The sequence below is a fragment of the Vibrio mediterranei genome (genome assembly GCF_900088415.1).
In the GTDB taxonomy this organism is placed as follows: domain Bacteria; phylum Pseudomonadota; class Gammaproteobacteria; order Enterobacterales; family Vibrionaceae; genus Vibrio; species Vibrio mediterranei.
Genome location: NZ_FLLQ01000006.1, coordinates 136,769 through 162,354 on the forward strand (window position 1 = coordinate 136,769; position 25,586 = coordinate 162,354).

Consider the following 25,586-nt stretch of genomic DNA (forward strand, 5'->3'; position numbering starts at 1 on the left):
TAAGTAAGCATTTAACTTACTTCATGCAGTGCCTGCGACGGATCCGGACGTTTTTGCTCTACTGGATTGCCTTGATAGAGTGAGATCAGTTCCCCTGCGACAGATACAGCGATTTCTGCAGGGTGTTTGCCGGTAATTGCGCCTATACCGATAGGGCAGGTCATGGTGTTGATCTGCTCTTGTGTATAGCCGCGCTGAGATAACCTAAAGTCGAACTTCTTACGTTTGGTCAATGAACCGATCATTCCAAAGTACGCACTGTCATTACGATCAATGATGGCTTTTGACAGGTCGAAGTCGAGTTGATGATTATGAGTCATGACCAAATAGTAGCTATTCGGTGGCATGTGTTTTACTTCACCAACAGGGTCATCTGACACCAATTTCTTCACGCCATCTGGGAGCACTTCTGGGAACTCTGCCTCTCGTTCATCTATCCAGGTCACTCTAAATGGTAATGTCGACACTATGTGCAGTAGTGCTTTTGCGACATGACCAGCGCCGAATAACACCAAGTGTTTCTGCGCTGTTCCAATAGGTTCGAAGCTTAACGTCGCCATTCCGCCACAGCATTGACCGAGGCGCGCTCCAAGATTAAAGCGCTCTACTTTTAGTGCGCTCTCTCCTGAAATAAGCATCTCACGTGCCATTTTTGATGCTACGTGTTCGAGATGACCACCACCGATGGTGGCGATAATTTTGTCTCGTGTTACCAGCATCTTTGTGCCCGCGTCACGCGGCACAGAGCCTCGGTCTTCCAAAACGGTCACCATGACACAAGGCTCGTGGTTTTCTTCAAGCTTCGCGAGTTCATGAATCCAATTGTCCTTAAACATAGTGACCTCTCTTATTAGTTTGCTTCCGTTGTGGTAGTGGTTGTATTTTTCTGCCCTTGTGTGACGGCTTGTACCGCCATTAATACACGCTCAGGTGTTGCTGGTGTGTCGAGTTTTGGAATTGCACCGTCCACGGCGACATACGAGATCGCATCTTTGAGCGCACTCCACACTGACATACCTAGCATAAATGGTGGTTCACCAACGGCTTTTGAATTAAACACCGTGTCCTCTGGGTTGCTGCGGTTCTCCAGAAGGTGGGTTCTAAAGTCGATAGGCATATCCGCAATCGCTGGGATCTTGTAACTTGCAGGTCCGTTAGTCATTAGGCGACCCTGTTCATTCCAAACCAGCTCTTCGGTTGTTAGCCAGCCCACACCCTGTACAAATCCGCCTTCAACCTGACCAATATCGATCGCAGGGTTTAGTGATGCGCCAACATCGTGCAAAATGTCGACGCGCAGGATTTTGTACTCACCTGTCAGCGTATCAATGATTACTTCTGAGCACGATGCTCCGTAAGCGAAGTAGTAGAAAGGGCGACCGCGCGCTTTCTCATGGTCATAATAGATTTTTGGCGTGCGGTAAAATCCGGTGCTCGACAATGAAATTTGGTTCATCCATGCCAGCTGAGCAAAGTCCGCAAACGTCATAATTTCTTCACGAATCTGTACCATACCATTCTTAAAAATCACTTCCTCTGGCGTGACTTTAAAGTGTGACGATGCAAATTCTATGAGGCGCTGTTTGATGGTTATTGCAGCGTTTTGCGCGGCTTTACCGTTGAGGTCGGCGCCCGATGAGGCCGCAGTGGGCGAGGTGTTCGGCACCTTGTCGGTGTTAGTTGCAGTGATTTGGATACGGTCAACATCTACTTGAAACTCCTCTGCTACGATTTGAGCCACCTTGATATTCAAGCCTTGGCCCATTTCAGTACCACCGTGATTCAAATGAATACTGCCATCGGTGTATATGTGAATCAGTGCCCCAGCTTGGTTTAGGAAAGTCGCGGTAAATGAGATCCCGAATTTCACTGGAGTAATGGATAAGCCTTTTTTCAAAATCGGGCTGTTGCGGTTGAACTCGGCAATTTCTTTACGTCGCGCGTGGTAATCACTGCTTTGTTCGAGTTGCTCAGTAATTTCCGGCAAGAAGTTATCTTCTACAGTTTGATAGTAGTGGGTAACATCACGACCTTCTTCACCGTAGTAGTTGGCTTTGCGCACTTCGAGCGGATCTTTTTTCAGGTAACGAGCGATCTCGTCCATGATGTGTTCGATAGTCATCATGCCTTGTGGACCACCAAACCCACGGTATGCAGTATTAGATGCCGTGTTGGTTTTACAACGATGGCCTGTTACGGTTGCATCGCCTAAATAGTAGGCGTTGTCCGAGTGGAACATGGCGCGGTCGACAATAGAGCTTGATAGGTCAGGGGAGTAACCACAGTTACCAGCGACAATGATTTCAGCTCCCTCAATCACACCATCATCGTTGAAACCGATCTTGTATTGGTTGTAGAACGGGTGACGTTTACCCGTCATGGTCATATCTTCATTACGCAGCAAGCGCATTTTGGTTGGACGACCTGTTAGGTGTGCAATAACCGCTGCCATACAGGCAGGTCCAGCCGCTTGAGTCTCTTTACCACCAAAGCCACCACCCATGCGGCGCATGTCGATAACGACCTTGTGCATGGCAACGCCGAGCACTTCCGAGACAAGCTTCTGAACCTCAGTCGGGTTTTGGGTTGAGGTATAGACAATCATGCCACCATCTTCGGTTGGCATAACACTACTGACTTGGGTTTCTAGATAGAAGTGCTCTTGCCCGCCGATCTCAAGCTCGCCTTCAATGATGTGTTTGGCCTTTGCGAGTGCTTTTTGAGAGTCACCACGCTTTTGCTGGTGGCTTTCAGTAACAAAGTGCTCTTTGGCAAGGGCTTCTTTGACATCAAGGATAGCAGGTAGTGCTTCATATTCGACGATGGCTGCATGAGCGGCTTTACGGGCCGTTTCTAGGTCGTTTGCGGCTACAGCGATAACAGGCTGGCCGTAATACTCCACAACGCCATCGGCTAACAGAGGGTCTCCAGGTAGAATCGCGCCGATATCTAATTGACCGGGCACATCTTTGGACGTAATTGCGATGGCAACGCCATCGAATTCATAACAAGGCGATACGTCCAATTTGGTGATTTTCGCGTGCGCTTGTGTGCTTAAAAGAGCATACACATGCAGCTGATTTGGAAACTCAAGACGATCGTCAATGTAGACCGCTTCACCAGTTACCTGTTTAGGTGCACTGTCGTGCTTAACGCTCTTACCCACGCCGGTTTTCAAATCTTGTTTGACAATGGCAACCATCTCTTCGTGAGTCAGTTGCTGATGATTCACGTTAGACATAAGACGTTACCCTCGTTTCGATCAGATTACTGGTGTTATTGGTTTCAATGTAATAGCGCTTAAGCATATTGGCAGCTGAAATAGTGCGGTACTCTTGGCTTGCTCGGAAATCGGAAAGCGGCTCGAAATCGTTTTTCACCGCTTCCATCGCGGTGGCAATGGTCTCTTCATTCCATGCTTGACCGATAAGCGCTTGTTCGCAAAGTGTGGCGCGCTTCGGTGTTGCTGCCATGCCGCCGAAAGCGACTCGTGCGTCTGTCACGACGTTATCTTCCACAGTAATGGCGAAAGCGCCGCATACTGCTGAAATGTCATCATCTAAACGTTTTGACAATTTATACGCTCGGAAGCTGTCGTTACTTGGTTTTGGAATGATGATCTTTTCGATGAATTCACTCTCTTGCTGCGCTGTTACTTTGTAGCTAATGAAATATTCTTCCACCGGAATCACACGCGTTTCATCACCACAACGAAGCTGAATGCTAGCATCAAGCGCTATCAGTAGCGGCGGGGTGTCACCGATAGGGGAAGCATTGGCAATGTTGCCGCCAATCGTGCCTTGGTTACGCACTTGCAGTGAGGCGAAGCGATGTAGAAGTTCTCCGAAATCAGGGTAGTGCTTAGTCAGCAGTTGGTACGCATCGGAAATAGGCAGATTGGCACCAATTTCTAACGTTTGGTCCGTCTCTTCACACACTTTCATTTCTTCAACCAGATTCACACTGATTAAGGTTTCGATTTCACGATGGAATTGAGTTACTTCAAGAGCTAAATCGGTGCCGCCAGCGACCAATTTGGCTTGGGGATGTGCTTTGTAAAGCTTGGCCAATTCGTCAGTAGTTTTTGGTGAAAAAGCAGTGAGATGACCAAGGCGTAAGCTTGCATCTTCATCTTGAATACTCTCAAGCTTCTGAATGGTTGCACGCTCTAATTCAGAGAATTGGTCAACAATACGTTCTTCTGAGCAAAGTGACAAAGCCGAGTCGACGATAGGACGATAACCCGTACAGCGGCATAGGTTACCCGCAAGAGATTCCATAACATCGGGCTTGCTTGCGTTAGGTTTATTTTTGGTCAATGCAAACATCGACATGATAAAACCAGGTGTACAATAACCACATTGTGAGCCGTGAAACTCGACTATTGCCTCTTGTACCGGGTGGAGTGATTGACCTTTTTCTTGCAAGTCTTCCACCGTAATGAGCTGTTTTCCGTGTAGAGCAGAAATAAACGTTAGACACGAGTTGACGCTGCGGTACTTCAGCTGCCCGTCGACGAGCTCACCTAATACGACAGTACATGCCCCACAGTCACCAGAACCACAACCTTCCTTTGTTCCAGTTTTCTTTACATGAGTGCGTAGATAGTTCAGCACAGTCATGTTGGGGGAGACATTTACTTCCTGCTTGATTTCTTGATTGAGTAGAAAAGTAATCAAGAGACCTCCTTGTTCCGTGATAGTTCGTTTTTATAATTTTCTGACCTTTGGGTCAATAATTGGATAATTTGACCAAGAGGTCAACTAAAATTTTACAAAATAGCAACAAAACTAAGGCTTTTAATCGATTTTAGAATGAAGTGAGTAGTTTATGTATCTGATTTTATTTAATAAAATCAGGGTTCAGGCGTCGATTCTGTGTTACAAAAAATCAGTCATGATTATTTCGTTGTTTAAAACGATAAGCTGCGGAAATTTCGAGGGAACAAGCAGGATCAAAAAAGCCAACCGTATTTGGTTGGCTTATAACGTGTTATTCAACTTAGCTCGCTTTATTCTTAAGCACGTCCGAGAACACCACATGAAGATCGTTGGAGGCGTTGTTTCCATCGAGATTCAATTTAGAACGAATGTGTTCTAAGTGTTCTTTCATGAGCTCAAGTGCGACTTCTTCATCGCCGTTCTCAATGGCATCAAGCAACATGGTGTGTTCATCTTGAGAACAGTTGGAGTGGTTGCCCGTTTCGTACATAGCAATGAGCAGTGACGACTGCGAGACAATACTGCGTTGGAAGGCTAGCAAAGGTGCGTTGTCTGCCATTTCGGCGAGCTTGATATGAAACTCACCAGATAAACGCAGGCCACTGCCGTAATCGTCTTTGGCAAAGGCGGCGTTTTCCTCTTCGACTAATTTACGGCACTCAGCAATTTGCGCCTTGGTTGCGCTTACAACCGCGAGTTCAGTAATGGCGAGCTCAAGCACTTCTCTAGCTTTGAAAATCTGTTGTGCTTCTTCAACCGAAGGCGCGGAAACAATAGCGCCACGATTCGGTCGAATATCGACGACTTTTTCAAGCGATAATCGAAGCAGTGCACGACGAATAATGGTGCGACTCACACCAAAAATTTCCGCTAAAGCTTCTTCATTTAGTTTGGTTGCGGGAGGAAGGCGTTGTTCTAATATGGCATCAAAAATATGACAATAAACGACGTCATCTTGCGTCTGACCAGCAACTTTGGTCTTTACGCTTTTACTTACAGAGTTTTTCAGGCTTCCCATCTGATTACAGCACTCTCATGATTTATGTCCCTAATAAAACAATAATACTTCAGTTTGTATACAAGTGGCTATACAAAGATGGAATTGTGACGAACTAAGCAATATTGGCGCGTATTCACTGTTTGGGGTTGCATGTATCAATTTATGAATCAACGACATGTTTAGTTACATTCTGCCATATTGCTCGTTAGAGGGTTTGGTGATTTACTTGCGATCCCTAAGTAACAGAGGTATTAACCCTAAATGGACGACCCCTATAGTCGACTTTACAATTCTATTGGTTCCACTTTCCAGGAGCCGCAACCATGTTAGAACTTTTCCTTCAGCCTGAAGCATGGGCTATTTTTGCCACACTATTTGCCTTAGAGATCGTACTCGGTGTTGATAACGTCGTGTTTATCTCCGTACTTTGTGAGCGCCTTCCACTACATCAACGCAAGTTGGCCCGAAACCTAGGTATTGGCTTGGCCGTTATGGCGCGTATCGTGTTAGTTTTTTCGATCACTTGGGTCATGTCATTGACGCAACCTTTATTCGAAATCGCTAAATTCGCCTTCACTGGACGAGATGTCATTATGATCTTGGGTGGTGCGTTTTTGCTGGCCAAGAGTTTGAAAGAGCTTTGGAGCTGGCTGACTCACGATGAAAGTGCGCATTCTACACGAGTAAGCGCAGGCTTGGCGGTGGTGTTATTACAGATTGTTGCGGTGGATGCGGTCTTCTCTATGGACTCTGTCATTACGGCGGTTGGTTTAACAAGTGAAGTGCCAATTATGGTTGCTGCGATATTAGCGTCGGCGGTGGTCATGGTGTTGACGGCAGAGAAAATCAATAACCTTGTCACCCAATACCCAGGCTTCAAAACCCTAGCGTTATTGTTCTTGGTGTTGTTAGGTGGCTTGTTGATGGCAGAAGGCTTCGCAATTCATATCAACAAAGGTTACGTATACTTTGCGATGGCGTTTGGTTTGATATTGGAACTTTGTCACATTCAATTAAAACGCACTCAAGCCAAAAGGTCGTCTGCGCAAGGTGGTCAAAATCCAATGACTATCAGAAAAATTCGTCCGTTTAGAGTGGGGACGATAGCTTAGTTTGGGTCTTTTATTTAAAGACTGTTTACAGTGTTCTAAGGCTATTCGAACCATCAAAAAGGAGAGCTTATGCTCTCCTTTTTTGTATTTGTCTATGAGTTAAATTCCAAAATCGTAGCCTTGGTAGATATCGGACAATGTTTTGGGTTTCTTGCTACGTTTGCTTGGAGTGGGATGATATTCGTGTTTAATCGCATCAGCGTGTGCTTGCGCAGACTTCATGAATTCAGGATCAGACATCGCTTGTTTGCGAAGCTCATTGATGCGTTCTAGTTTTTCTTGCAACATAACTACACCTCATGAATTGCTGTATGTACAACCAGTATAGACCTGTGCTGTATGAATATCCAGTGTTTTGTGTTGAGGGTAAAAATAACGCCTAGGTGAGTGGTTAAACTCAACTAGGCGTCTGGTTTATGTTCAGAGTTCTAAGACCAGAATTAGGTAGGGATGGGCATTGGTTTTAATGCAGGGGAAATACGAAGTTCAGCTTCTGTTGCTTGCTGAACGTCTCCAACAGAAAACTCCGGAGCTAATTCAGTGAGCAGCATCCCTTGTTCAGTCAGTTCTATGACGCCCATTTCCGTGACAATCAAATCCACTTGATTTACAGCCGTGAGTGGCAAAGTACAGTCGCGTAATAGCTTCGCTTTGCCTTTGACTGTGTGCTCCATCGCAACGATCACCTTCTTTGCTCCAACCACGAGATCCATCGCGCCACCCATGCCGGGCACCATTTTTCCTGGAATAATCCAGTTCGCGAGATTACCTTTTTCATCCACTTGCAATGCGCCCAACACGGTGGAATCGACATGGCCGCCGCGAATAATGGCGAACGAATCCGCGCTATTGAAATAGCAACTTCCTTCGATTGCGGTAATTGGTTGTGCGCCTGCGTTAACCAAGTCAGCGTCTATTTCATGTTCTTCAGCTAAATTATCAATACCAAGCAGTCCATTCTCTGCTTGAAGAAGGATTTCGACATCTTTGTCGACTTCGTTAGCCACTAGAGTAGGTAGACCAATGCCTAGATTGACGATATCTCCGTCACGCATTTCTTGAGCGACACGCCAGGCGATGCGACGGCGAATAGTATGTTTGTCTAGTTGAGTGCTCATTACGCGTCCTCCGTTAAGATATAGTCCACATATAGGCTAGGGGTGTGCACGGCTTCAGGTTGAATGTTGCCTATGTCTACCAGAGACTCCGCTTCAACAATTACTGTGTCAGCAGCGGTTGCCATCAAGGGGTTAAAGTTTTGTGTGGTTTTGCTGTAAAACACATTGCCACGACGGTCAACGATGGAGCCGCGAATAAGTGCGATGTCTGCCCTCAAAGGGGTTTCTAGCAAGTAGTCTTTTCCTTGAACATTAATAACTTGTTTGCCTTCGGCGACAATAGTGCCCAGGCCAGTAGGCGTCAAAACACCACCGAGTCCGGCTCCTCCGCTGCGAATTCGTTCGGCAAGAGTGCCTTGAGGGACGAGTTCGACATCCAAGATTCCCTCGTTCATTTGTGCCCCTGTTTCTGGGTTAAGGCCGATGTGTGATGCATAAAGCTTTTTGACTCGCTTTTCAGCAATCAGTCGACTCGTACCTCTACCGGGTGATGCCGTATCGGTAGTAATGAGTGTGATGTCTTTGATGTCGAATTCGATTAGTAGGTCGATAAGTTTTTCTGGCGCACCGGTTGCCATAAAACCGCCTACCATGATGGTCATGCCGTCATGAAGAATGTCTTTGAGTTGTTGAGGTGATGCTGCTTTTTTCATGGTCGTTTCCTCTTTAACAACGTTTGATAATGACGGCTGTGCCCATGCCGCCACCGATACACAATGAAGCCAAACCCAAATCACTCTGAGTTCGATGCAATTGATAGACAAGAGTGGTAAGAATCCGGTTACCTGACGCTCCGATAGGGTGGCCGAGTGCGATCGCTCCACCACTTAAATTGGTTCGCTCTAATAGCCATGGCACATCAATGTTGTGTTGTTCCGCTAATGAATGAGCAACGCCAAGAGCTTGGGCTGCGAAGGCTTCGTTAAGCTCGAACACATCAATATCAGTTATCGACAAATTGGCTTTATTTAGTGCGTTGGCAATCGCGGGAACTGGACCAAGTCCCATAACCTCGGGCGCGATAGCCCCTTGTCCGTATTCAATAAGCTCTGCAAGTGGTATTAAACCATGACGTTGTACTGCGGATTCAGAGGCCAATAGAATGGCTGAACCACCGTCATTGATGCCAGATGCATTACCTGCGGTAACCGTCCCTTCGGCGGTGAATGCAGGTCTGAGTTTTTGTAAAGCTTCGTAGGTGCAATCGGGTTTTGGGTATTCGTCACTTTTTACTTCAGTTTGACGCCGGCGGCTTATAATAGTGAGTGGGGCAACTTCGTTGGTGAAATCACCGCTTTCTAAGGCGTGGACAGCTTTCTTTTGACTCGCCAGTGCAAAAGCATCTTGCTCTTCACGTGTTAGTTCAAATTTCTTGGCGATGTTTTCTGCCGTGATACCCATATGGTATTGGTGGAACGCATCAGTCAGCCCATCCTTAATGATGCTGTCTTCAAGGTTTTGATGGCCCATTTTATATCCGCGTCGGATTTGACCGTTGGCGATAAAGGGCGCGTTGGACATACTTTCCATTCCACAAGCCATGACGATGTCGGCATCGCCTGCTCGAATGTGGCTTGCGCCATCCATTACGACTTTCATTCCACTGCCACAGATCATGTTAAGGGTGTAGGCAGGAACGGAATCTGGGATCCCCGCTTTAATAGCCGCTTGGCGGGCAGGACCCATACCAGAACCTCCGGTTAACACATTGCCTACGATCACTTCATCGATCAGGTCTGGCGCAATATCAGCCTGCTCGATTGTGGCTTGAATCGCGTGTGCACCAAGCTCAACTGCGGATAATGAGCTAAGTGAACCATTGAAGCTCCCTATAGGGGTGCGTTTTGCTGCGACAATAAAAATTCGTTCCATCTCTGTCTCCCAATACCTTAAATAATGCGTCTGTTTGAGCGCTTTGTTTCAGTCTAAAAGGGAGAGGCGGCAAAGTGTTATAGACAAGAATTCAAAGCGGCTTTGCATAAATGCAAATACCAAATTGGTGGTTGATCACGTCTTTTCATTATTAACACTTTTATCTTGGTATCAGGATAATTGGAGAAAACGTTATGCATAATCGAATAGCTTGCGCCCCTTGCTGTTGGGGTATCGAAGAGCCAGACAATGGGCTAAACCCAAGTTGGGGTAAAGTGCTAATGGAGGCAAGTGACTGCGGATATCGTGGTATTGAACTGGGGCCAGACGGCTACTTTCCAGAGGAGTCGATGCTGACCAAAAGTGCGTGCCGAACGCGAGGACTAGAAATATGTGCTGGTAAGCTGCAACAACCCTTTAGTGACAGCGAAAAAATGCCAGCAATTCTCAACCAAACTGAGAAAACGTGCGCTCGTTTAAAGGCGCTAGGAGTGGGTACGTTACTGCTTATGGAAGGCAATCATCCTGAGCGCTTTGGTAGTCTTGGTCAAAGTGCGACAGCACCGCGATTAACCTCAGAACAGAAACATCACCTCATCAACAACATGAGACAAATCATTAGCCTAGCTCAGAAGCATGGATTGCGTTGTTTACTGCATCCCGGTGTTGGTGGGTATATCGGGTTTAAAGATGAGATAGAGTTTGTATTGCATCAATTTTCCGATTCCGAACTTGGATTATGTCTCGATATTGGTCATACGTTTTTAGATGGAATGGACCCTTTGAGCCTAATCAGACAGTATGCGGATAGAATCGAGCATGTTCATTTGAAAGATGTATCTATCGACAAGTTACGTGTAGCAATTAGAGACAAACAGCCGTGGTTTGATGCCTATTCTGACGGGCTTGTTACTCCACTTGGAGACGGCGATATCAAACTCAATCAAGTCATTGCTAGTTTAAAATCAATTGACTATCAAGGGTGGTTAGTTGTGGAACACGAGCACAACGTTAAACAGTCGCAACAGGTAAAAGTTGACCTTCAGCGCAGCCGCAACTACCTCGCTTCGTTAGGAGTCTAACCATGCCGATAGTCAGCGATCCTTGGTTTTACATAATGGCAATACCTGCTGTGTTGATTTATGGCATAGGTAAAGGTGGGCTAGGAGGGGCATTGGGGATCATCGCGGTTCCGTTAATGGCACTCATCATCTCTCCTACTCAGGCAGCGGCTATTTTACTGCCCATTCTTATTGTTATGGATGCGTTCGCCGTTCGTCATCATTACAAGAACGCTGATTATCAGATCTTAAAGCAAATGCTTCCCGGCTCGATTCTAGGTGTGGTGCTCGCGGGGTTATTCTTAAGTGTGACACCTGAAATTGGCCTAAAACTCACCATAGGTTTGCTGTCTTTGGCTTTTTGTTTTCAGCACTGGTTTGGCGGTAAACAGTCGTCATCGGCTCCAGGCAAATTGAGCGCGTGGTTTTGGAGTGCATTGGGCGGGTTTTCCAGTACGGCTATTCATGCAGGCGGTGGCCCAGCAAGTATTTACTTGCTGCCACTGCGCTTAGAGAAAGTCACACTTATCGCAACTATGGCGGTGCTGTTTGCCATTATCAATGTGGTAAAAGTAGTCCCATATGTGGCGCTGGGGGAGTTTGATGAAACTAATTTATTCACTGCATTGTTACTTATTCCGTTCGCTCCCGTGGGAGTGAAACTTGGTGTAATGCTACTTCATAAAGTTAGTCAGGAGCGAATCTATCAGCTTTGCTACGCGTTCTTATTTTTATCTGGTGCGAAGCTATGTTACGACGCGATACAAAGCTTCGTGATGGTATAAGTCAGCTATGCCCTTCTTCTTTGCTGACAAGCAAAAAATCCTTAAATTTTGTCGCCGTGGGAGAGGCGGTCTGCGGCGAATGATAATACAGATTTAAACTCCAAATACTGGTTTGATAGTCGGGCAGTAGTGCGATTAGCTTACCATTATCAATGTAACTTCTCGCGACAAACTCTGGCAGGTACGCAATTCCAATTCCATTCAAAGCCCCTCTTAGCAACAAATCACTATCATTAACCTCAACGGTTTTCGGTACTTTTAAAATGATATTTTCCGCTTGCTGACGAAAGATCCAATCGTTACTTCCGGTGAGCGTGGTGGCGATCAAACAAGGGTGTTGAGCCAAGTCACTAGGGTGAGAAGGTAGGTTGTGCGATTCAAGATATTGTGGAGAGGCGACGACAATAAACGGACATTGCATCAATTCTCGCTTCACCAGCAGTAAATCTTTTTCGCGATAACCTTGGAAGCTGGCATTGGCGCTGATCATTAAGTCAGAGGTACTTGCATGGTCTAACGCCCAAGGCGTGACGTTGATATTAAATGTCACGTCTGGGTGAGCCTTGGAGTATTGGGCAATCATATCCATCAAATAATGATTGGCATAGACAGGCGTGCAGACGATGTCGATATGGCCTTTTTCTTGTGACTGGTAATCTTCTAGCTTTCTGCTGATGCGTTCTGCGCTATCGACTAGGGGGGAGAATTCTTCGAATAGAGTTTGACCGGCCTGAGTGGCTTCCAAAAGTCGATTTGAACGACGACACAAAGTGGTTCCAAAGTGGTTTTCAAGTTCCTGTAACCAGCGGCTGCCAGCCGAAACTGAAATATTGAATCGTCGTGCCGCAGAAGAAATGGAGCCAGAGCGAATCACGTAAACAAAAAACGCCATTTTATCGAGCATAAACGCCTCATTGTGTTGGCCAGGTTAAAAACAAAAAAGGAACAGACCTTAAGTTAGCCTGTTCCCGTTTTGTTGTGGAGTCTTATTGATTAAGCACGTGCTTCAGATGTGGACTGTGGCACTTTTTTGCCCAATTTTTTCGCCATGGCTTCTTCCATTTTTTCCAGACTGACGCCTTTGGTTTCAGGCACATACTTAACAACAACGTACATACAGATGATAGAAAGAATCGCAAATAACCAGAACGCAAATGCACCATTAAAGTTCTCTTTTAGATAGGCATTTTCGTTGAGCATAGGGAAAGATTGAGTGACGATAAAGCCAGTAAACCATTGAGCACCAACGGCGATCGCCATCGCTCTAGAGCGGATGCTGTTCGGGAAAATCTCAGAAATCATGGTCCAACATGCGCAGCCCCATGAAGTGGCATAGGAAACAACGTATAGACATAGCGCGAACAAGGCGGCATAACCTTCCGTTTGTTGATACAAAACATAGCCCACAACAAACATACCAAGTGCACAGCCGAAGGTACCGTATTTCATTAGCGGTAGACGTCCGACTTTGTCGATAAGATACATGCCAAGCGCATTACCTAGAATGAATACCACGCCAACGAAGGTAGTTTGGAATAGAGCGTTTTCTGTAGAGCCCGTAATCGGTTTCAGGATCTCAGGGGTGTAATACATGATGACGTTGATACCCGTTAACTGTTGCGCCGCAGCAACAAAGGTACCGATGACAAGAATAGCGAATAAGAGAGGAGAGCGTAAACTCACTTTGTTCTTAGCAGTGCTTAAACTGTCTTTAAGGGAGTCTTGGATTTCTAGAATAAGTTGTTCTGCATGTTTTGGGTTAGAGATTTTAGACAGTGTGGTTTTTGCTTCATCGATTCTCCCTTTGAGTACCAACCAACGAGGGGACTCTGGAATAATAAACAGTAACGCTGCAAACAGTGCCGCCGGAATCACTTCGGAGCCCAGCATCCATCGCCAACCTAGATCCACTAACCAAGCTTCTGACATACCTTTAGCGATAAGATAATTGACGTAGAAAACACCTGTTTGACCAATAACGGCAGACTGTTGGAACATACTGACGGCGCGCCCTCGAAAGTCTTTAGGAGCGACTTCAGACATATACATTGGGGAAACAACACATGCCAGACCAACGGCAACACCACCGACAATTCTTAAGATGACATAGAAGCTAAATGTGGCGGCTAACGCTGAACCAATGGCCGATATCATAAAGAGCACGGCTGCGATGAATAGGGTGTTGCGACGGCCATATTTAAGAGCAGCCCAACCGGCACTGACTGCGCCGATAATACTGCCTAGTACAACACTGGATACGGCCCAGCCAGTTTGTGCTGGGGTTAAACCAAAGTGTTCTCTAATAGGGCCAATGGCGCCTGAAATTACCGCGGTATCATATCCTAGTAGTATCCCGCCTAGTGCTGCAATACAGCAGATTCGAACAATATAGGCAATATTGTGTTTTCGTGCTTCTGCCTTGGATGTTGCTTCCATTTTATTTTCCTTATTGAGATTCCCCAAAGCTGTCCCTTTACCATCGAACCAGTTCCAGTTGGGTAACGCCCAATACTTCGGTTTGTAGGGTACGAGTATTGGCATTCTATAAGTCCAGCAGATGTTATAGTTGTGTGGTTTGAAAATTATTTTTCATTTTGCTGGTGTTTTAATCATATTGACTCTTTCCTGTTTCGACTACCGCAAAACTGTCATTTTGTCCAAAAATGTTATCTTCATCAAACTATGAAAAATCTTTTTCAAATCCTACAAATATTATAAATACTTGAAAAATAACACATTAACAAAAGTGAGATCTAGATCAAAAACAGTGGTAAGCCGCGTGCTATATAGGTTTTTTCCAATTTCATCTTGTTTTGAAAATCTCACTGGATGCTATGAAAAATATTTTTCATTGGTGTTTTTTTTGGCTAAAGTAGTCCTCAGTGAAACAACAGGAGATATTCAAAGTTTGCTAAGGCGATGAATTAATCAACATGAGCGCTTTGAATCACTTGGAAAATCTTTAAAACATTGTCGGAGAATAAAAATGAGCAACGTGCAATATGGAATTAGCCCACTGACTTGGACCAACGATGATATGCCAGAGCTTGGTGGCGAGATCCCTTTGGAAACGTGTTTAAGTGAAATGGCTGAAGCTGGATTCACAGGCACAGAGCTAGGCACCAAGTATCCACGTGAGCCAGAAGTATTAGTACCACTACTTAAAGAACACGGCCTTGTACTCGCGTCAGGTTGGTATAGCGGCAACCTAATGACGATGACTGCTGATGAAGAGATTGCAGCGATGCAAGACCACATCAAGCTTCTTAAGGCAGCAGGCTGTAAAGCAATGGTATATGGTGAAGTGAGCAACACTGTCCATGGCGACATCAACACACCACTTTCACAGCGCGTCATCTTATCAATGGATGAGTGGAAAATGTACTGCGAGAAGTTGACCAAAGTCGCTGACTATCTACTAAATGAACACGATATTAAGCTCTCTTTCCACCATCATGTTGGCACTATCTGTGAAACAGAAGATGACATCAACCTTATGATGGAATTCACGGGTGAGTCTGTATTCCTAACATTGGACACTGGCCACATCACATACGGTGGCGGTAACCCAGTGACTATGATTGAGCGTTGGGGTCATCGCATCGGTCACATGCATTTCAAAGACCTTCGTCTTGATGTCATGAAAGCGGCTCGCGAAGCTGATAAATCCTTCTTAAATGCTGTTCTTGACGGTGTATTCACTGTCCCTGGTACGGGCGATGTGGACTATGACGACGTGTTTGCTGCGCTTAAAGCTCGTAACTATCAAGGTTGGTTATTGGTTGAAGCTGAACAAGACCCAGCAAAAGCTCACCCACTAACTTACGCAAAAACTGCTTACGAGAACATCACAGGTTACGCGAAGAAATACGGCTTGTAATTGAGCTCTGGATGATGGGGAGCCGCGCTCCCCATCACAAAGCTACGGGGTTAGGGATGCAAAACGTAGCTTACTCATGGAATGGACAAAGTTGAGACTACCGAGGAATAGAATGAAAACTGTACGCCTAACTGTCGCAGAAGCGCTTGCACAATACTTAGCTGCTCAAATTATCGAAATAGATGGAAAAAAAGAGCAACTTTTCGGCACCGCTTTTGCCATATTCGGTCACGGCAACGTGACGTGCTTTGGACAGCAACTTAAGAACATTGAAGACAAAATTCCGACTTGGCGTGGTCAAAATGAACAGTCGATGGCGACGGCGGCGATTGCTTATGCAAAAGCAAACCAACGCAGACGTATTGGTATCGCGACCAGTTCAATTGGTCCGGGTGCAACCAATATGGTGACCGCAGCGGGTATTGCTCACACTAACCGACTTCCTGTGCTATTGATTTCAGGGGACGCATACGTAAGCCGTTTACCTGACCCAGTATTACAACAGCCGGAGAATTTCTACGACCCATCTATTACTTGTAACGATGCTTTCAAACCACTAACTCGTTACTGGGATCGTATTATCTCGCCTTCACAGCTGATGCACTCATTGCCTCAAGCGATAGACACCATGCTTGATCCAGAGACCTGTGGACCTGCATTTATCGGCCTTCCTCAAGATATTCAAGGCGTTGCTTACGATTTCCCTGAAGTGTTCTTCGAAGAAAAAGTTCACCGTATTCGTCGACCAGAGCCAGAAATTGCTGACCTTGAGGACGCAAAAGCAGTACTGATGAAAGCGGAAAAACCACTGATTGTATCTGGTGGTGGCGTGCATTACTCACTTGCAACTGATGAGCTCGCGGCATTCGCAAAACAGCACAATATTCCGGTTGTAGAGACTATCGCGGGTCGTGCCACGATGTTGCAAGACAACCCGCTCAATGCAGGACCTATTGGTGTGACAGGCTCTGATTCGGCCAACTACATGGCGGCGCATGCGGATGTTGTCGTCGCAATTGGTACTCGTTTGCAAGACTTTACTACAGGTTCGTGGAGTGTATTCAAGAACCCAGACATGAAGCTTATCACTATTAACGTTGGCCGTTTTGATGCGATAAAACACCGCGCGCTGCCAGTCAAATGTGATGCCAAACGTGGCTTGGTTGAGTTATCGAAGTTACTTGGTGATTGGCAGGGTGATAATGCCTGGGCTCAAACTGCGAAAGAGCAGGCCGATGAGTGGAAAGCGGTCGTTCATCGTCGTACCAACCCTCAAGAGGGCGACCTGTTACCTGGACTGTCTTCATACGCAGAAGTGATTGGTAAGCTGAACAAATCCATGCAGCCGGGTGATACCGTGCTGACAGCCGCAGGTGGCCTGCCTGCTGAATTAGCAATGAACTGGCAAAACTACCAAATCGGCAAGTTTGATATCGAGTTTGGTTTCTCATGCATGGGCTATGAAATTGCCGGCGGTTGGGGCGCTAAAGTGGCGAACCCAGACAACGATGTGGTTGTGCTTGTCGGTGACGGCTCCTACCTGATTCAAAACTCAGACATTTACTCATCCGTCCTTACTGGTCACAAGATGATAGTCGTAGTGTGCGATAACGGTGGCTTTGCTGTTATCAACAAGCTTCAGAACAACACGGGTAACGACTCTTTTAACAACCTACTTGAAGACTGTCGTCGTCCTGATGGTGAAGTGGCTCGTGTCGACTTCGCTAAACACGCTGAAGCGCAAGGGGCGATCAGTGAGAAGCTGACGTCGGTAGATGAGTTCGATGCAGCATTCCAACGCGCTAAAGAAGCCGACCGTACTTACGTTATCGTGGTTGATATTGACCCAGTATCGCCAGCAGCATGGTCTAAGTGCGATTGCTGGTGGGAAGTCGGTCTACCAGAGGTAACACGCAACGACCACGTCGCAGAGAAAGTGGTGAGTTGGGAAGAAGGCCGCGCCACACAGCGCCGCGGTGTCTAGTTCAGATTTCTATTTAATTTTCTAACACTTAATCTCGGCTCCTAGACACTAGGAGCCACACAAGGAGTCAAGCATGTTTAATGAAGAGCGTCATTTTGAACAGCCAATTCGTTGGGCAATGGTAGGTGGTGGTCGTGGTAGCCAAATTGGTTACTCTCACCGCAATGCAGCACAGCGTGATGGATTGTTTAAGTTGGTTGCGGGTGCGTTTGACCTAGATGCTGATCGTTGCCGCGATTTTGGCGTCAATCTTGGCCTAGATCCAGAGCGTTGTTACTCAAGCTATAAAGAGTTGTTTGCTCAAGAAGCACAGCGTGAAGATGGCATTCAAGCTGTCTCTATTGCAACGCCAAACTCTACTCACTACGAAATCTGTAAAGCGGCACTAGAAGCCAAGCTTCATGTGGTGTGCGAAAAGCCAATCACCTTTACGACTGAAGAAGCGCAAGAGCTAAAAACTATCGCGGCGCAAAACAATCGTGTTATTGGTGTGATGTATGGTTATACAGGTTTCCCTATGGTCCAGCAGGCGCGTGAAATGGTGCAACGTGGTGACCTTGGTGAGGTTCGTGTCATCAATATGCAGTTCGCTCACGGCTTCCATAATGAAGAATACGAGAAAAATGACCCAGGTTTGAAATGGCGTGTGAGCCCTGAAGTATCAGGTCCAACTTATGTGTTAGGTGACATTGGTACCCATGCGTTTTATCTCAACGAGGTAATGACCGGACTAGAAGTTGATAGCTTGGCATGTATGCGCCAAAGCTTTATCGAATCTCGTGCGCCACTTGAAGATAACGCACATGTGATGATCAAGTTCAAAGGCGGCGCAGTTGGTACGCTTTGGGCATCGGCTGTGAACTCTGGTTCGATGCATCAACAGAAGATCCGTATTGTCGGCTCTAAAGCATCGATCGAATGGTGGGATGAGTATCCAAACCAACTTCGTTACGAAGTACAAGGTGAAGCACCTCGCGTACTAGAGCGTGGCATGGGGTACTTGTATCAAGACGCAGAAGGTGTTGCCTCTAACCGTGTTGGTGGAGGTCATGCCGAAGGTTACTTTGAGTCTTGGGCTAACCTATATCACCGTTTCGCTATGGCATTTGATGCAGCTGACCGAGATGACCAAGAAGCCCTTGCGGGTATTTGGTTCCCTGGTATTGATGCGGGCATTGAAGGGGTTCGTTTGTGTGAGAAGTGCGTTGAGTCTGCAGACCAAGGCGCGGCTTGGGTTAGCTACAAATAATAGGAAAGACGATGACGAAAATTGCATTTCAACATGACAGACCGTTGGATGCCATCGTTTTAGGACGCGCGGGTGTGGATCTATACGCCCGCGAATCAAAAACCGATATGGCGGATTTGTCGGGCTTCAACAAGTTTGTTGGTGGTTCAGCGGCCAATATTGCGGTCGCTGTGAGCAAACTAGGTGGGAAAGTGGGTTTCATTGGTTGTGTTGCCGATGATGCGTTTGGTGGCTATGTAAAAGGTTACATGTCAGGACAGGGGATCAACCTAGACGGCATGATGACTGACAACTCTGGCTCTCGCACTTCGGTCGCTTTCACTGAGATGAAACCAAGTGACTGTACGGTCCTTATCTATCGAAATAATGCTTCTGATCTGACGATAAAGCCAGAGCAAATCGACCCTGAATATATCGCAAGTTCAAAGGTTTTGGTGGTGACAGGCACGGCACTTTCTGAGAGCCCAAGTCGTGAAGCTACGCTGATCGCGATGCAACATGCGCGTCGCAGTAACACTTTGGTTGTCTTGGATGTGGACTACCGTCCTTATTCATGGCGCACCGATACTGATGCTTCTATCTACTACGGGATTGCCTCTAGCCTGTCCGATATCGTGATCGGTAATCGTGAAGAGTTCGACATGATGGAAACGGTGATTGCACCGGGCAATAAGGATGACGATGCCACGGCAGAGCGCTTTATGCGCGACAACACCCAGATTGTGGTGATTAAGGCTGGTGAGTTTGGTTCGAAAGTGTATTGCCGTGATGGCTCTAAGTTCCAACAAGGCATCTTCCGAGTTGAAGTGAATAAGCCATTTGGCTCTGGTGACTCCTTTGCTGGTGGTTTGATTTGGACCTTAGTGAATGGTGGCACACTGCAAGAAGGCGTGCGAAATGGATCCGCTGCGGCTGCGATTAATGTCAGTGGTGATAGCTGTACCGAAGCTATGCCAACGAAAGAGCAGCTTTTTGATTTTATTGAGACAAGAAACCAAGGTGTTTAGTGGCATCGACTGATGTGATTGAAGACAGTATTTAGTCTCCCGGGCCGGTATTTCGACCTCAGATACTCGCGAAAATACACACCATCGTGGCCCGGTTTTTTTATTAATGAACAAGTTTAGGGAATTGAAACTGCGCTCAAAGAAAAGAGCAGTGAGGAGAAAGAATATGGGTAAACACATACCACCCTACGATAATAAAAATGAACCCATTGTAGGTATTAATGATGAAGTCACACCTTTGTGTTATTTCAACCAAGTTTGTTTGACTCAAGGCGGCACATTCAACCATGAGGTTGAAGGGTATGAGTCTGTTATCGTGTTAGCTGGTGGCACTTGTAGTGTTTCAGTGACTAATGGGCAAGACACCCAAGTGTTCGACAACATTGGTAAACGTGCGTCAGTGTGGGACGGCAATCCAGAAGCGGTTTATGTAGCACTTGGTTACACAGCGCAAATAGAGTGTGTCAGCGAGAATGCCGACATCATGATTGCTGGCGGTAAGTTTGAAGCGTCACTAGAACCGTTCTGCGTTCGTGAAGAGAATGTCGATATCGTTCAATACGGCTCAGACGACACTAAAACGCACCGTAAAATCAAACATGTTCTAGGTCAATCAAATGCTGACAAACGCGGTCGTTTGTTAGTGAGCGAATTGTTTACGGTTGGCGCTGGTGGTTGGTCAGGTTTCCCTCCACATAAGCATGATGAAGATCGTGTGAAAGAAGATGGCAGCCGAGAAACACTATACGAAGAAGTGTATCAGTTCCGTTTTAACCCTGATTTCGGCTTTGGTGCTCAGTTCTTGTATGAACATGAAGATGACCATGGTCCGGTTTATCACGTTAAAACCGGCTCAGTAATCGCTATCGACAAAGGTTACCACCCAAGTGTGGCGGCGCCGGGCTATGAGATGTATTACTTCACCATTATTGTTGGGAAGACTGACAAGTCTCTGGTTCAACACTTTGACCCTCACCATGAATATCAAGTGAATACCATTCCAGGTATCAAAGATATGATTGCGAAGTTCAAATAGGAGACAAAGCATGTTAGTGAATCTTAATGACCTATTACCTGATGCGGCGGCTTCTGATTATTCAGTACCTTGCTTTAATATTTTCGGTTTCGAAGACGCAAGAGCAGTGGTAGAAGCGGCGGAAGAAGTTGGTAAGCCTGTCATTCTGGCTTGTAATAAAGACGTTGTTGATTTTTATGGTGTGGAAACCGCTGCGGCGATGTTCCTCAACCTCGCTCACAAGAGCAGCGTACCGGTTTGCCTACATTTGGACCATACTTATGAAGAAGACATTGTCTATCGTGCGCTTAAAGCGGGTTTCAGCTCGGTTATGTTTGATGGCTCTCAACTGACTCTGGACGAAAACATCGCTCGCACAAAAAAAGTAGTCGAAGTGGCTCACGCACTGGGTGCTTCTGTAGAAGGTGAGATTGGCTCAGTACCTTACGAAGAGGGACGTGACCATATCAAATCTATCTATACTGAGCCCGAGGATGCTGCTAGATTTGCCCAAGAAAGTGGCGTTGACTGTGTAGCAATCTCGGTAGGTAATATTCATCGTTTGACCGAGCCAACCTGTACTATCGACTTTGGGCGCTTAGATCGTATTGCCAATGAGGTCACGGTACCTTTAGTCATTCACGGAACGAGCGGTATTCGCGATGAAGACATGCTTAAGTTGAAACAGAGTCGCGTATCAAAATTCAATATTGGTACCTGTTTGCGTCAAGCTCTTGGTCACAACTTGCGCGGTTATATGAATGATGAACCGCAGAAATTTGATCGAATCTACTTTATGCAGAAAGCAATGCCGTATGTTAAGCAAGAAGCGATTCGCAACTTTGAATTATTATCATAAAATAGAGTCCCCAACCTAATTTGGGAAGGGGACCGGTTGACTGTTTATTGCGTTCGAATAGGAGAGCGTTATCACTATGGATGTAGAAGTAAAAGTACCCGCTGATTTAGATTCGTTACGCGAACTTATCGTGAAACGCTATGACGGCCTGAGCAGCAGGCTGCAGCAGGTAGCCGACTTTGTCATGGAACAGCCAATGCTGGTCGCCGTAGAAACCATGGCAACCATCGCCCAACAAGCCAATGTACCGTTGTCGACACTAAGTCGATTCTCCAATGCGATGGGCTTTGATGGCTTCACGTCTATGCAGATACTGTTTAGAGATCAGTATTTGAATCGTCCTAGAGACTACAAAGAACGTGTTCGTAAAGCACGTGAGATGGAAGATGTTCCACACGATTCGCCACAGGCCATCTTTCAAGATTTTGGTGATGCTAATATTGAGGCGCTTGAACAACTTCAAGTTATGGTGTCGCCACAGAAATTGGAACGTGCTGTGGCCATGCTTGAAGGGGCGGAAACCATCTACATTCAAGGGATGCGCCGAGCTTACCCTGTGGCGTTCTACCTCTGGTATGCGTTAATGAAATCGGATAACAACGTTGTGCTCTTAGATGATCACGGTGGCATGTTGTCACCCATGACGCGTCGTATGAACGAAAACGATGTGCTGTTCACGGTGACATTCAACCCTTACGCGCAAGAAACCAGTGATCTAATTGACGAAGCACACAAAAAGAACATGCCTATTATCGCCATCACCGACAATCAGATGACACCTCAAGGCAGTAAGATGGAAGTGTGTTTTGAAGTGCAAGAAGGCGAGGTAATGGGGTTCCGTTCGTTGAGTAGTTCAATGTACCTAGCTCAGACATTAGCGGTTAGCTTAATGTGCCGCGAAGTAAATTAATCACAATTAATGAACATCCAGACTATTAAAGAGTAAGCCTTGTAAAGCAAATGCATCAAGGCTTAGCTTCTTGTTGCCAAAATTCAAGGAGATCCACTATGCGTTATGCTTTACATGGAATGTGTTCACTCCACAGCAATGTTATTTCAGACATTCGTTTAGCTCATGATACTGGGTATCAAGGGTTAGAAATCCACACCGAAAAACTCTGGCGCTACATTAAAGCCGGCCTATCCGCAGAGCAATTTAAACAGCGTTTAGATCATTTCAACATAGAGCCTACAGCGATTGATATTATTGGCGCCATCGAAGTGACGGATAAAGCGTCGAAAGCTCAATTGTTTCAAGATGCGGAAGTGTTATGTCAGTTCGCTCAGCAAATAGGTGCACCTACCATTCAACTTAATGCCTTTGAAGCATTGAACGGACTCACTTTAGAGCAAAATATTGAGCTGACAGCTCAAAATGTACGTTCGATTGCGGATATAGGTCAAGATTATGGCATTCGCTTTCAATATGAGGGTGCAGCATGGACTCCTATTGCTTCGCTCGACGATTACTATCGTTTGTTAGATGCTGTAGGGCGCGACAACTTTGGTTTTGTTCTCGATACCTGGCATTTTTGGGCATGCCGAGGCGCAAGTCTCAAGCAAATCGCCAACATTGATCCCTCCCTTATCTACAACGTCCATATTTCAGATGGTACTCGCCCTGAAGAAGGAGCAGCTTGGCCAGATGAAAGAGAGTTGCGTGGTCACTTTATTGGGCAAGGCGATATTCCTTTATCTGAGTGGGTTGATGCCATCCAGTCTACGGGTTACCAAGGCTTCTATTCGGGAGAATATCTAAATGATCAAATGTGGGAGCAAGATTATTACGATGTCGCTACTAAGATGCTTAAAGGTATGAAAGCCCTGTTCTAAGCAAATGATATGTCCACTTAACGGTTAAATATTCTCCGTATTAAGTGGACTTTGTTGTCTATGTCACGAAATAAATATTCCATATAAATATAATTGAATTAAATATTTCATAAAGCATCATTGGCAACGGAGCGCTCCCAATGTCTTATCTACTTTCTAAGTATTCTCAACCATCTCTTGATTCTCGTGTTCAATCGATTACGCCCGAGAGTGCAAATTGGCAATACGTTGGCTTTTCAGTCTATGAGATCGCAAAAGGGGAAGTGTTAATACTTGATCAAACGGCTACCGAGAAGTGCTTAGTCTTGGTGTCGGGAAGAGCAACTGTGACGGTCAATAATCAGGTATTTAGTAATATTGGTGAACGTATGTCGCCATTCGAAAAAGATAAAAACCAACAGCGTATTAAGCCACACTCAGTGTATGTCGCGCCCCAACAAAGTGTCCACGTACTGGCCGAAACGGATTTGGAACTGGCGGTTTGCGAAGCGCCAAGTGAAGGTACTTTTTCGACTCGTCATATCGCCCCTCAAGATGTTGATGCTGAACACCGAGGTAAGCGACAGAACCAAAGGTACGTACATAATATTCTCCCAGATAACAAACTCGCGGACAGCCTACTCGTTGTCGAGGTCTTTACTGAAGAGGGCTGTACGAGTTCTTATCCTAGCCATAAACACGACCAAGATATCGACGGCCAAGAAACCTATTTAGAAGAAACTTATTATCATCGCTTAGACCCGTCTCAAGGCTTTTGTATGCAGCGCGTGTACACCGATGATAGGGAATTAGATGAGTGCATGGCGGTGTATGACAAAGACGTGGTCATGGTGCCAAAAGGTTACCACCCTGTAGCTACCATTGCAGGCTATGACAGCTATTACCTGAATGTAATGGCCGGACCTAAGCGCAAATGGTTGTTCAGTTGGGAGGGTCCTCATGCATGGATTAATTCTGAGGACTACATGTAATCGCGATGAGTGTTATATGGCTACCTCCCGAAACCATGCCGCTCATGAGCAACTTATTTTGGTTTGACTCACCATCGAGTTGGACTAACGACAAGCAAAGGAAGGAGTGCAGAATGTATAATATCGCGCTGTTTGGAGCTGGGCGCATTGGGCAAGTTCATGCTGTGAACATTGCCAATCACCCTGAAACTAACTTGTATTCGGTGATTGACCCTTATGATGTCAATGCCAATCTTTTATGCGACCAATATGGTGCTAAACGTCAATCTATTGAAGACGCAATGGCCGACACAAGTGTTGATGCGGTATGTATTTGCTCCGCTACCGATACTCACGCTGATTTGATTGAACTGGGCGCGAAAGCTGGTAAAACGATCTTCTGCGAAAAGCCGATCGATCTCGATTCAAGCCGAGTTCGTGATTGCTTGGGTGTTGTTGAACAATATAAGGTTCCTTTACTTGTCGGTTTTAATCGCCGTTTTGACCCTCACTTTTCGAACCTGAAACAACGTGTGGTAGAAGGTGAAGTAGGTGAGCCTGCGACATTGACGATTACCTCTCGCGACCCAGAGCCGCCACCTGCAGAATACAGTAAAGTATCTGGTGGCATGTTCCGTGATATGACTATCCATGATCTTGATATGGCGAGATTCATTTTGGGTGAAGATCCAGTCTCGGTCACTGCTCATGGCAGTTGTAAAATAGACCCTGAGATCGGAAAGGCAGGTGACATTGATACCGGAGTGATTGTATTGAACTTTGCGTCTGGTGCAATCGCTACGATTCAGAATAGTCGTAAGTCTGGTTACGGCTACGATCAGCGTATTGAACTGCACGGCGAGAAAGGCATGCTTCAAGCGGAAAACGTCCGTGAGAACCTGATAAGTATGACTTCTGATCAAGGAGTAGAATGTGCGAAACCACTACACTTCTTCTTAGAGAGATATAAAGATGCGTACATTGCGGAGTGGCAACACTTCGTAGACATTCTTAATGGTGGTAAGCCTAATTGTTCCGGTATCGATGGCGAGTTTGCACTGCGTTTAGCAGACGCCGCAATTGAGTCAATGAATAGCAAGCGAACGGTCTTTATCTAGCTCTTGACGATGTCATAAAAAC

Annotated in this window: 23 protein-coding genes; 13 read left to right on the forward strand and 10 right to left on the reverse strand. The window is 46.0% G+C overall.

Going from position 1 to position 25,586, the window contains the following annotated elements; all coding sequences use genetic code 11:
* Positions 1-11: 11 nt before the first annotated feature.
* From xdhC to VME0621_RS17615, 4 genes are all read right to left on the reverse strand, one after another.
* Positions 12-836: a xanthine dehydrogenase accessory protein XdhC gene (gene xdhC / locus VME0621_RS17600; protein ID WP_006070631.1), complete on the reverse strand. Its 825-nt coding sequence runs from the start codon at positions 834-836 to the stop codon at positions 12-14.
* Positions 837-850: 14 nt separating this feature from the next.
* Positions 851-3,241, reverse strand: a complete 2,391-nt coding sequence (xdhB, locus tag VME0621_RS17605) for a xanthine dehydrogenase molybdopterin binding subunit (protein WP_006070632.1) — start codon at positions 3,239-3,241, stop codon at positions 851-853.
* Complete coding sequence (gene xdhA / locus VME0621_RS17610; protein ID WP_006070633.1) at positions 3,234-4,679, reverse strand: xanthine dehydrogenase small subunit; 1,446 nt, start codon at positions 4,677-4,679, stop codon at positions 3,234-3,236. Before xdhA ends, xdhB begins: the two co-directional genes overlap by 8 nt.
* Positions 4,680-5,001: 322 nt before the next feature.
* Positions 5,002-5,739, reverse strand: a complete 738-nt coding sequence (locus tag VME0621_RS17615; RefSeq protein ID WP_006070634.1) for a GntR family transcriptional regulator — start codon at positions 5,737-5,739, stop codon at positions 5,002-5,004.
* A gap of 305 nt (positions 5,740-6,044) precedes the next feature.
* On the opposite strand from VME0621_RS17615, the gene VME0621_RS17620 reads away from it, so the two are divergent.
* Entirely contained in the window at positions 6,045-6,833 is a 789-nt protein-coding gene (locus tag VME0621_RS17620) for a TerC family protein (RefSeq protein WP_062460149.1), read from the forward strand.
* Positions 6,834-6,932: 99 nt separating this feature from the next.
* Here the strand turns inward: VME0621_RS17620 and VME0621_RS17625 are convergent, their stop codons facing one another.
* From VME0621_RS17625 to VME0621_RS17640, 4 genes are all read right to left on the reverse strand, one after another.
* Positions 6,933-7,121, reverse strand: a complete 189-nt coding sequence (locus VME0621_RS17625; RefSeq protein WP_006070636.1) for a hypothetical protein — start codon at positions 7,119-7,121, stop codon at positions 6,933-6,935.
* Between the two features lie 152 nt (positions 7,122-7,273).
* Positions 7,274-7,951: a 3-oxoacid CoA-transferase subunit B gene (locus VME0621_RS17630; protein ID WP_062460151.1), complete on the reverse strand. Its 678-nt coding sequence runs from the start codon at positions 7,949-7,951 to the stop codon at positions 7,274-7,276.
* Entirely contained in the window at positions 7,951-8,604 is a 654-nt protein-coding gene (locus VME0621_RS17635; protein ID WP_006070638.1) for a CoA transferase subunit A, read from the reverse strand. Before VME0621_RS17635 ends, VME0621_RS17630 begins: the two co-directional genes overlap by 1 nt.
* A 13-nt stretch (positions 8,605-8,617) precedes the next feature.
* A complete protein-coding gene (locus tag VME0621_RS17640) occupies positions 8,618-9,823 on the reverse strand; it encodes an acetyl-CoA C-acetyltransferase (protein WP_062460153.1) in 1,206 nt (401 codons plus the stop codon).
* 194 nt (positions 9,824-10,017) lie between these two features.
* Here VME0621_RS17640 and VME0621_RS17645 point away from each other — a divergent pair, with 194 nt between their 5' ends.
* A complete protein-coding gene (locus tag VME0621_RS17645; RefSeq protein ID WP_062460155.1) occupies positions 10,018-10,905 on the forward strand; it encodes a sugar phosphate isomerase/epimerase family protein in 888 nt (295 codons plus the stop codon).
* A gap of 2 nt (positions 10,906-10,907) precedes the next feature.
* Positions 10,908-11,669, forward strand: coding sequence for a sulfite exporter TauE/SafE family protein (locus VME0621_RS17650; RefSeq protein WP_082795530.1), 762 nt, complete (start codon positions 10,908-10,910; stop codon positions 11,667-11,669).
* Position 11,670: 1 nt separating this feature from the next.
* On the opposite strand, the gene VME0621_RS17655 is transcribed toward VME0621_RS17650, so the two are convergent.
* On the reverse strand, positions 11,671-12,573 hold the full coding sequence (locus VME0621_RS17655) for a LysR family transcriptional regulator (protein ID WP_062460157.1): 903 nt from the start codon (positions 12,571-12,573) through the stop codon (positions 11,671-11,673).
* 89 nt (positions 12,574-12,662) lie between these two features.
* Complete coding sequence (locus tag VME0621_RS17660) at positions 12,663-14,105, reverse strand: sugar porter family MFS transporter (RefSeq protein ID WP_062460159.1); 1,443 nt, start codon at positions 14,103-14,105, stop codon at positions 12,663-12,665.
* 550 nt (positions 14,106-14,655) lie between these two features.
* Here VME0621_RS17660 and iolE point away from each other — a divergent pair.
* The 10 genes from iolE (at position 14,656) to iolG (ending at position 25,564) form a co-directional block, all read left to right on the forward strand.
* Complete coding sequence (gene iolE / locus VME0621_RS17665) at positions 14,656-15,549, forward strand: myo-inosose-2 dehydratase (protein ID WP_006070644.1); 894 nt, start codon at positions 14,656-14,658, stop codon at positions 15,547-15,549.
* 112 nt (positions 15,550-15,661) lie between these two features.
* Positions 15,662-17,533 (forward strand): 3D-(3,5/4)-trihydroxycyclohexane-1,2-dione acylhydrolase (decyclizing), encoded by a 1,872-nt coding sequence (gene iolD, locus VME0621_RS17670; protein ID WP_062460161.1) that lies wholly within the window; start codon positions 15,662-15,664, stop codon positions 17,531-17,533.
* Positions 17,534-17,606: 73 nt separating this feature from the next.
* Positions 17,607-18,782 carry a Gfo/Idh/MocA family protein gene (locus VME0621_RS17675; protein WP_062460164.1) on the forward strand — a complete coding sequence of 392 codons (1,176 nt, stop codon included), beginning with the start codon at positions 17,607-17,609 and terminating at the stop codon, positions 18,780-18,782.
* Positions 18,783-18,793: 11 nt separating this feature from the next.
* Positions 18,794-19,789, forward strand: a complete 996-nt coding sequence (iolC, locus tag VME0621_RS17680; protein ID WP_006070647.1) for a 5-dehydro-2-deoxygluconokinase — start codon at positions 18,794-18,796, stop codon at positions 19,787-19,789.
* A gap of 166 nt (positions 19,790-19,955) precedes the next feature.
* Complete coding sequence (locus tag VME0621_RS17685) at positions 19,956-20,825, forward strand: 5-deoxy-glucuronate isomerase (protein WP_062460166.1); 870 nt, start codon at positions 19,956-19,958, stop codon at positions 20,823-20,825.
* A gap of 10 nt (positions 20,826-20,835) precedes the next feature.
* The gene (locus VME0621_RS17690) at positions 20,836-21,663 is read left to right on the forward strand and encodes a class II fructose-bisphosphate aldolase (protein WP_006070649.1); all 828 of its coding nucleotides are present in this window, start codon (positions 20,836-20,838) and stop codon (positions 21,661-21,663) included.
* 76 nt (positions 21,664-21,739) lie between these two features.
* Positions 21,740-22,573, forward strand: coding sequence for a MurR/RpiR family transcriptional regulator (locus VME0621_RS17695; RefSeq protein WP_062460168.1), 834 nt, complete (start codon positions 21,740-21,742; stop codon positions 22,571-22,573).
* Between the two features lie 98 nt (positions 22,574-22,671).
* A complete protein-coding gene (locus VME0621_RS17700) occupies positions 22,672-23,496 on the forward strand; it encodes a sugar phosphate isomerase/epimerase family protein (protein WP_062460170.1) in 825 nt (274 codons plus the stop codon).
* A gap of 140 nt (positions 23,497-23,636) precedes the next feature.
* Positions 23,637-24,467 (forward strand): 5-deoxy-glucuronate isomerase, encoded by an 831-nt coding sequence (iolB, locus tag VME0621_RS17705; protein WP_062460172.1) that lies wholly within the window; start codon positions 23,637-23,639, stop codon positions 24,465-24,467.
* A gap of 113 nt (positions 24,468-24,580) precedes the next feature.
* A complete protein-coding gene (gene iolG / locus VME0621_RS17710; RefSeq protein WP_062460174.1) occupies positions 24,581-25,564 on the forward strand; it encodes an inositol 2-dehydrogenase in 984 nt (327 codons plus the stop codon).
* Positions 25,565-25,586 lie beyond the last annotated feature (22 nt).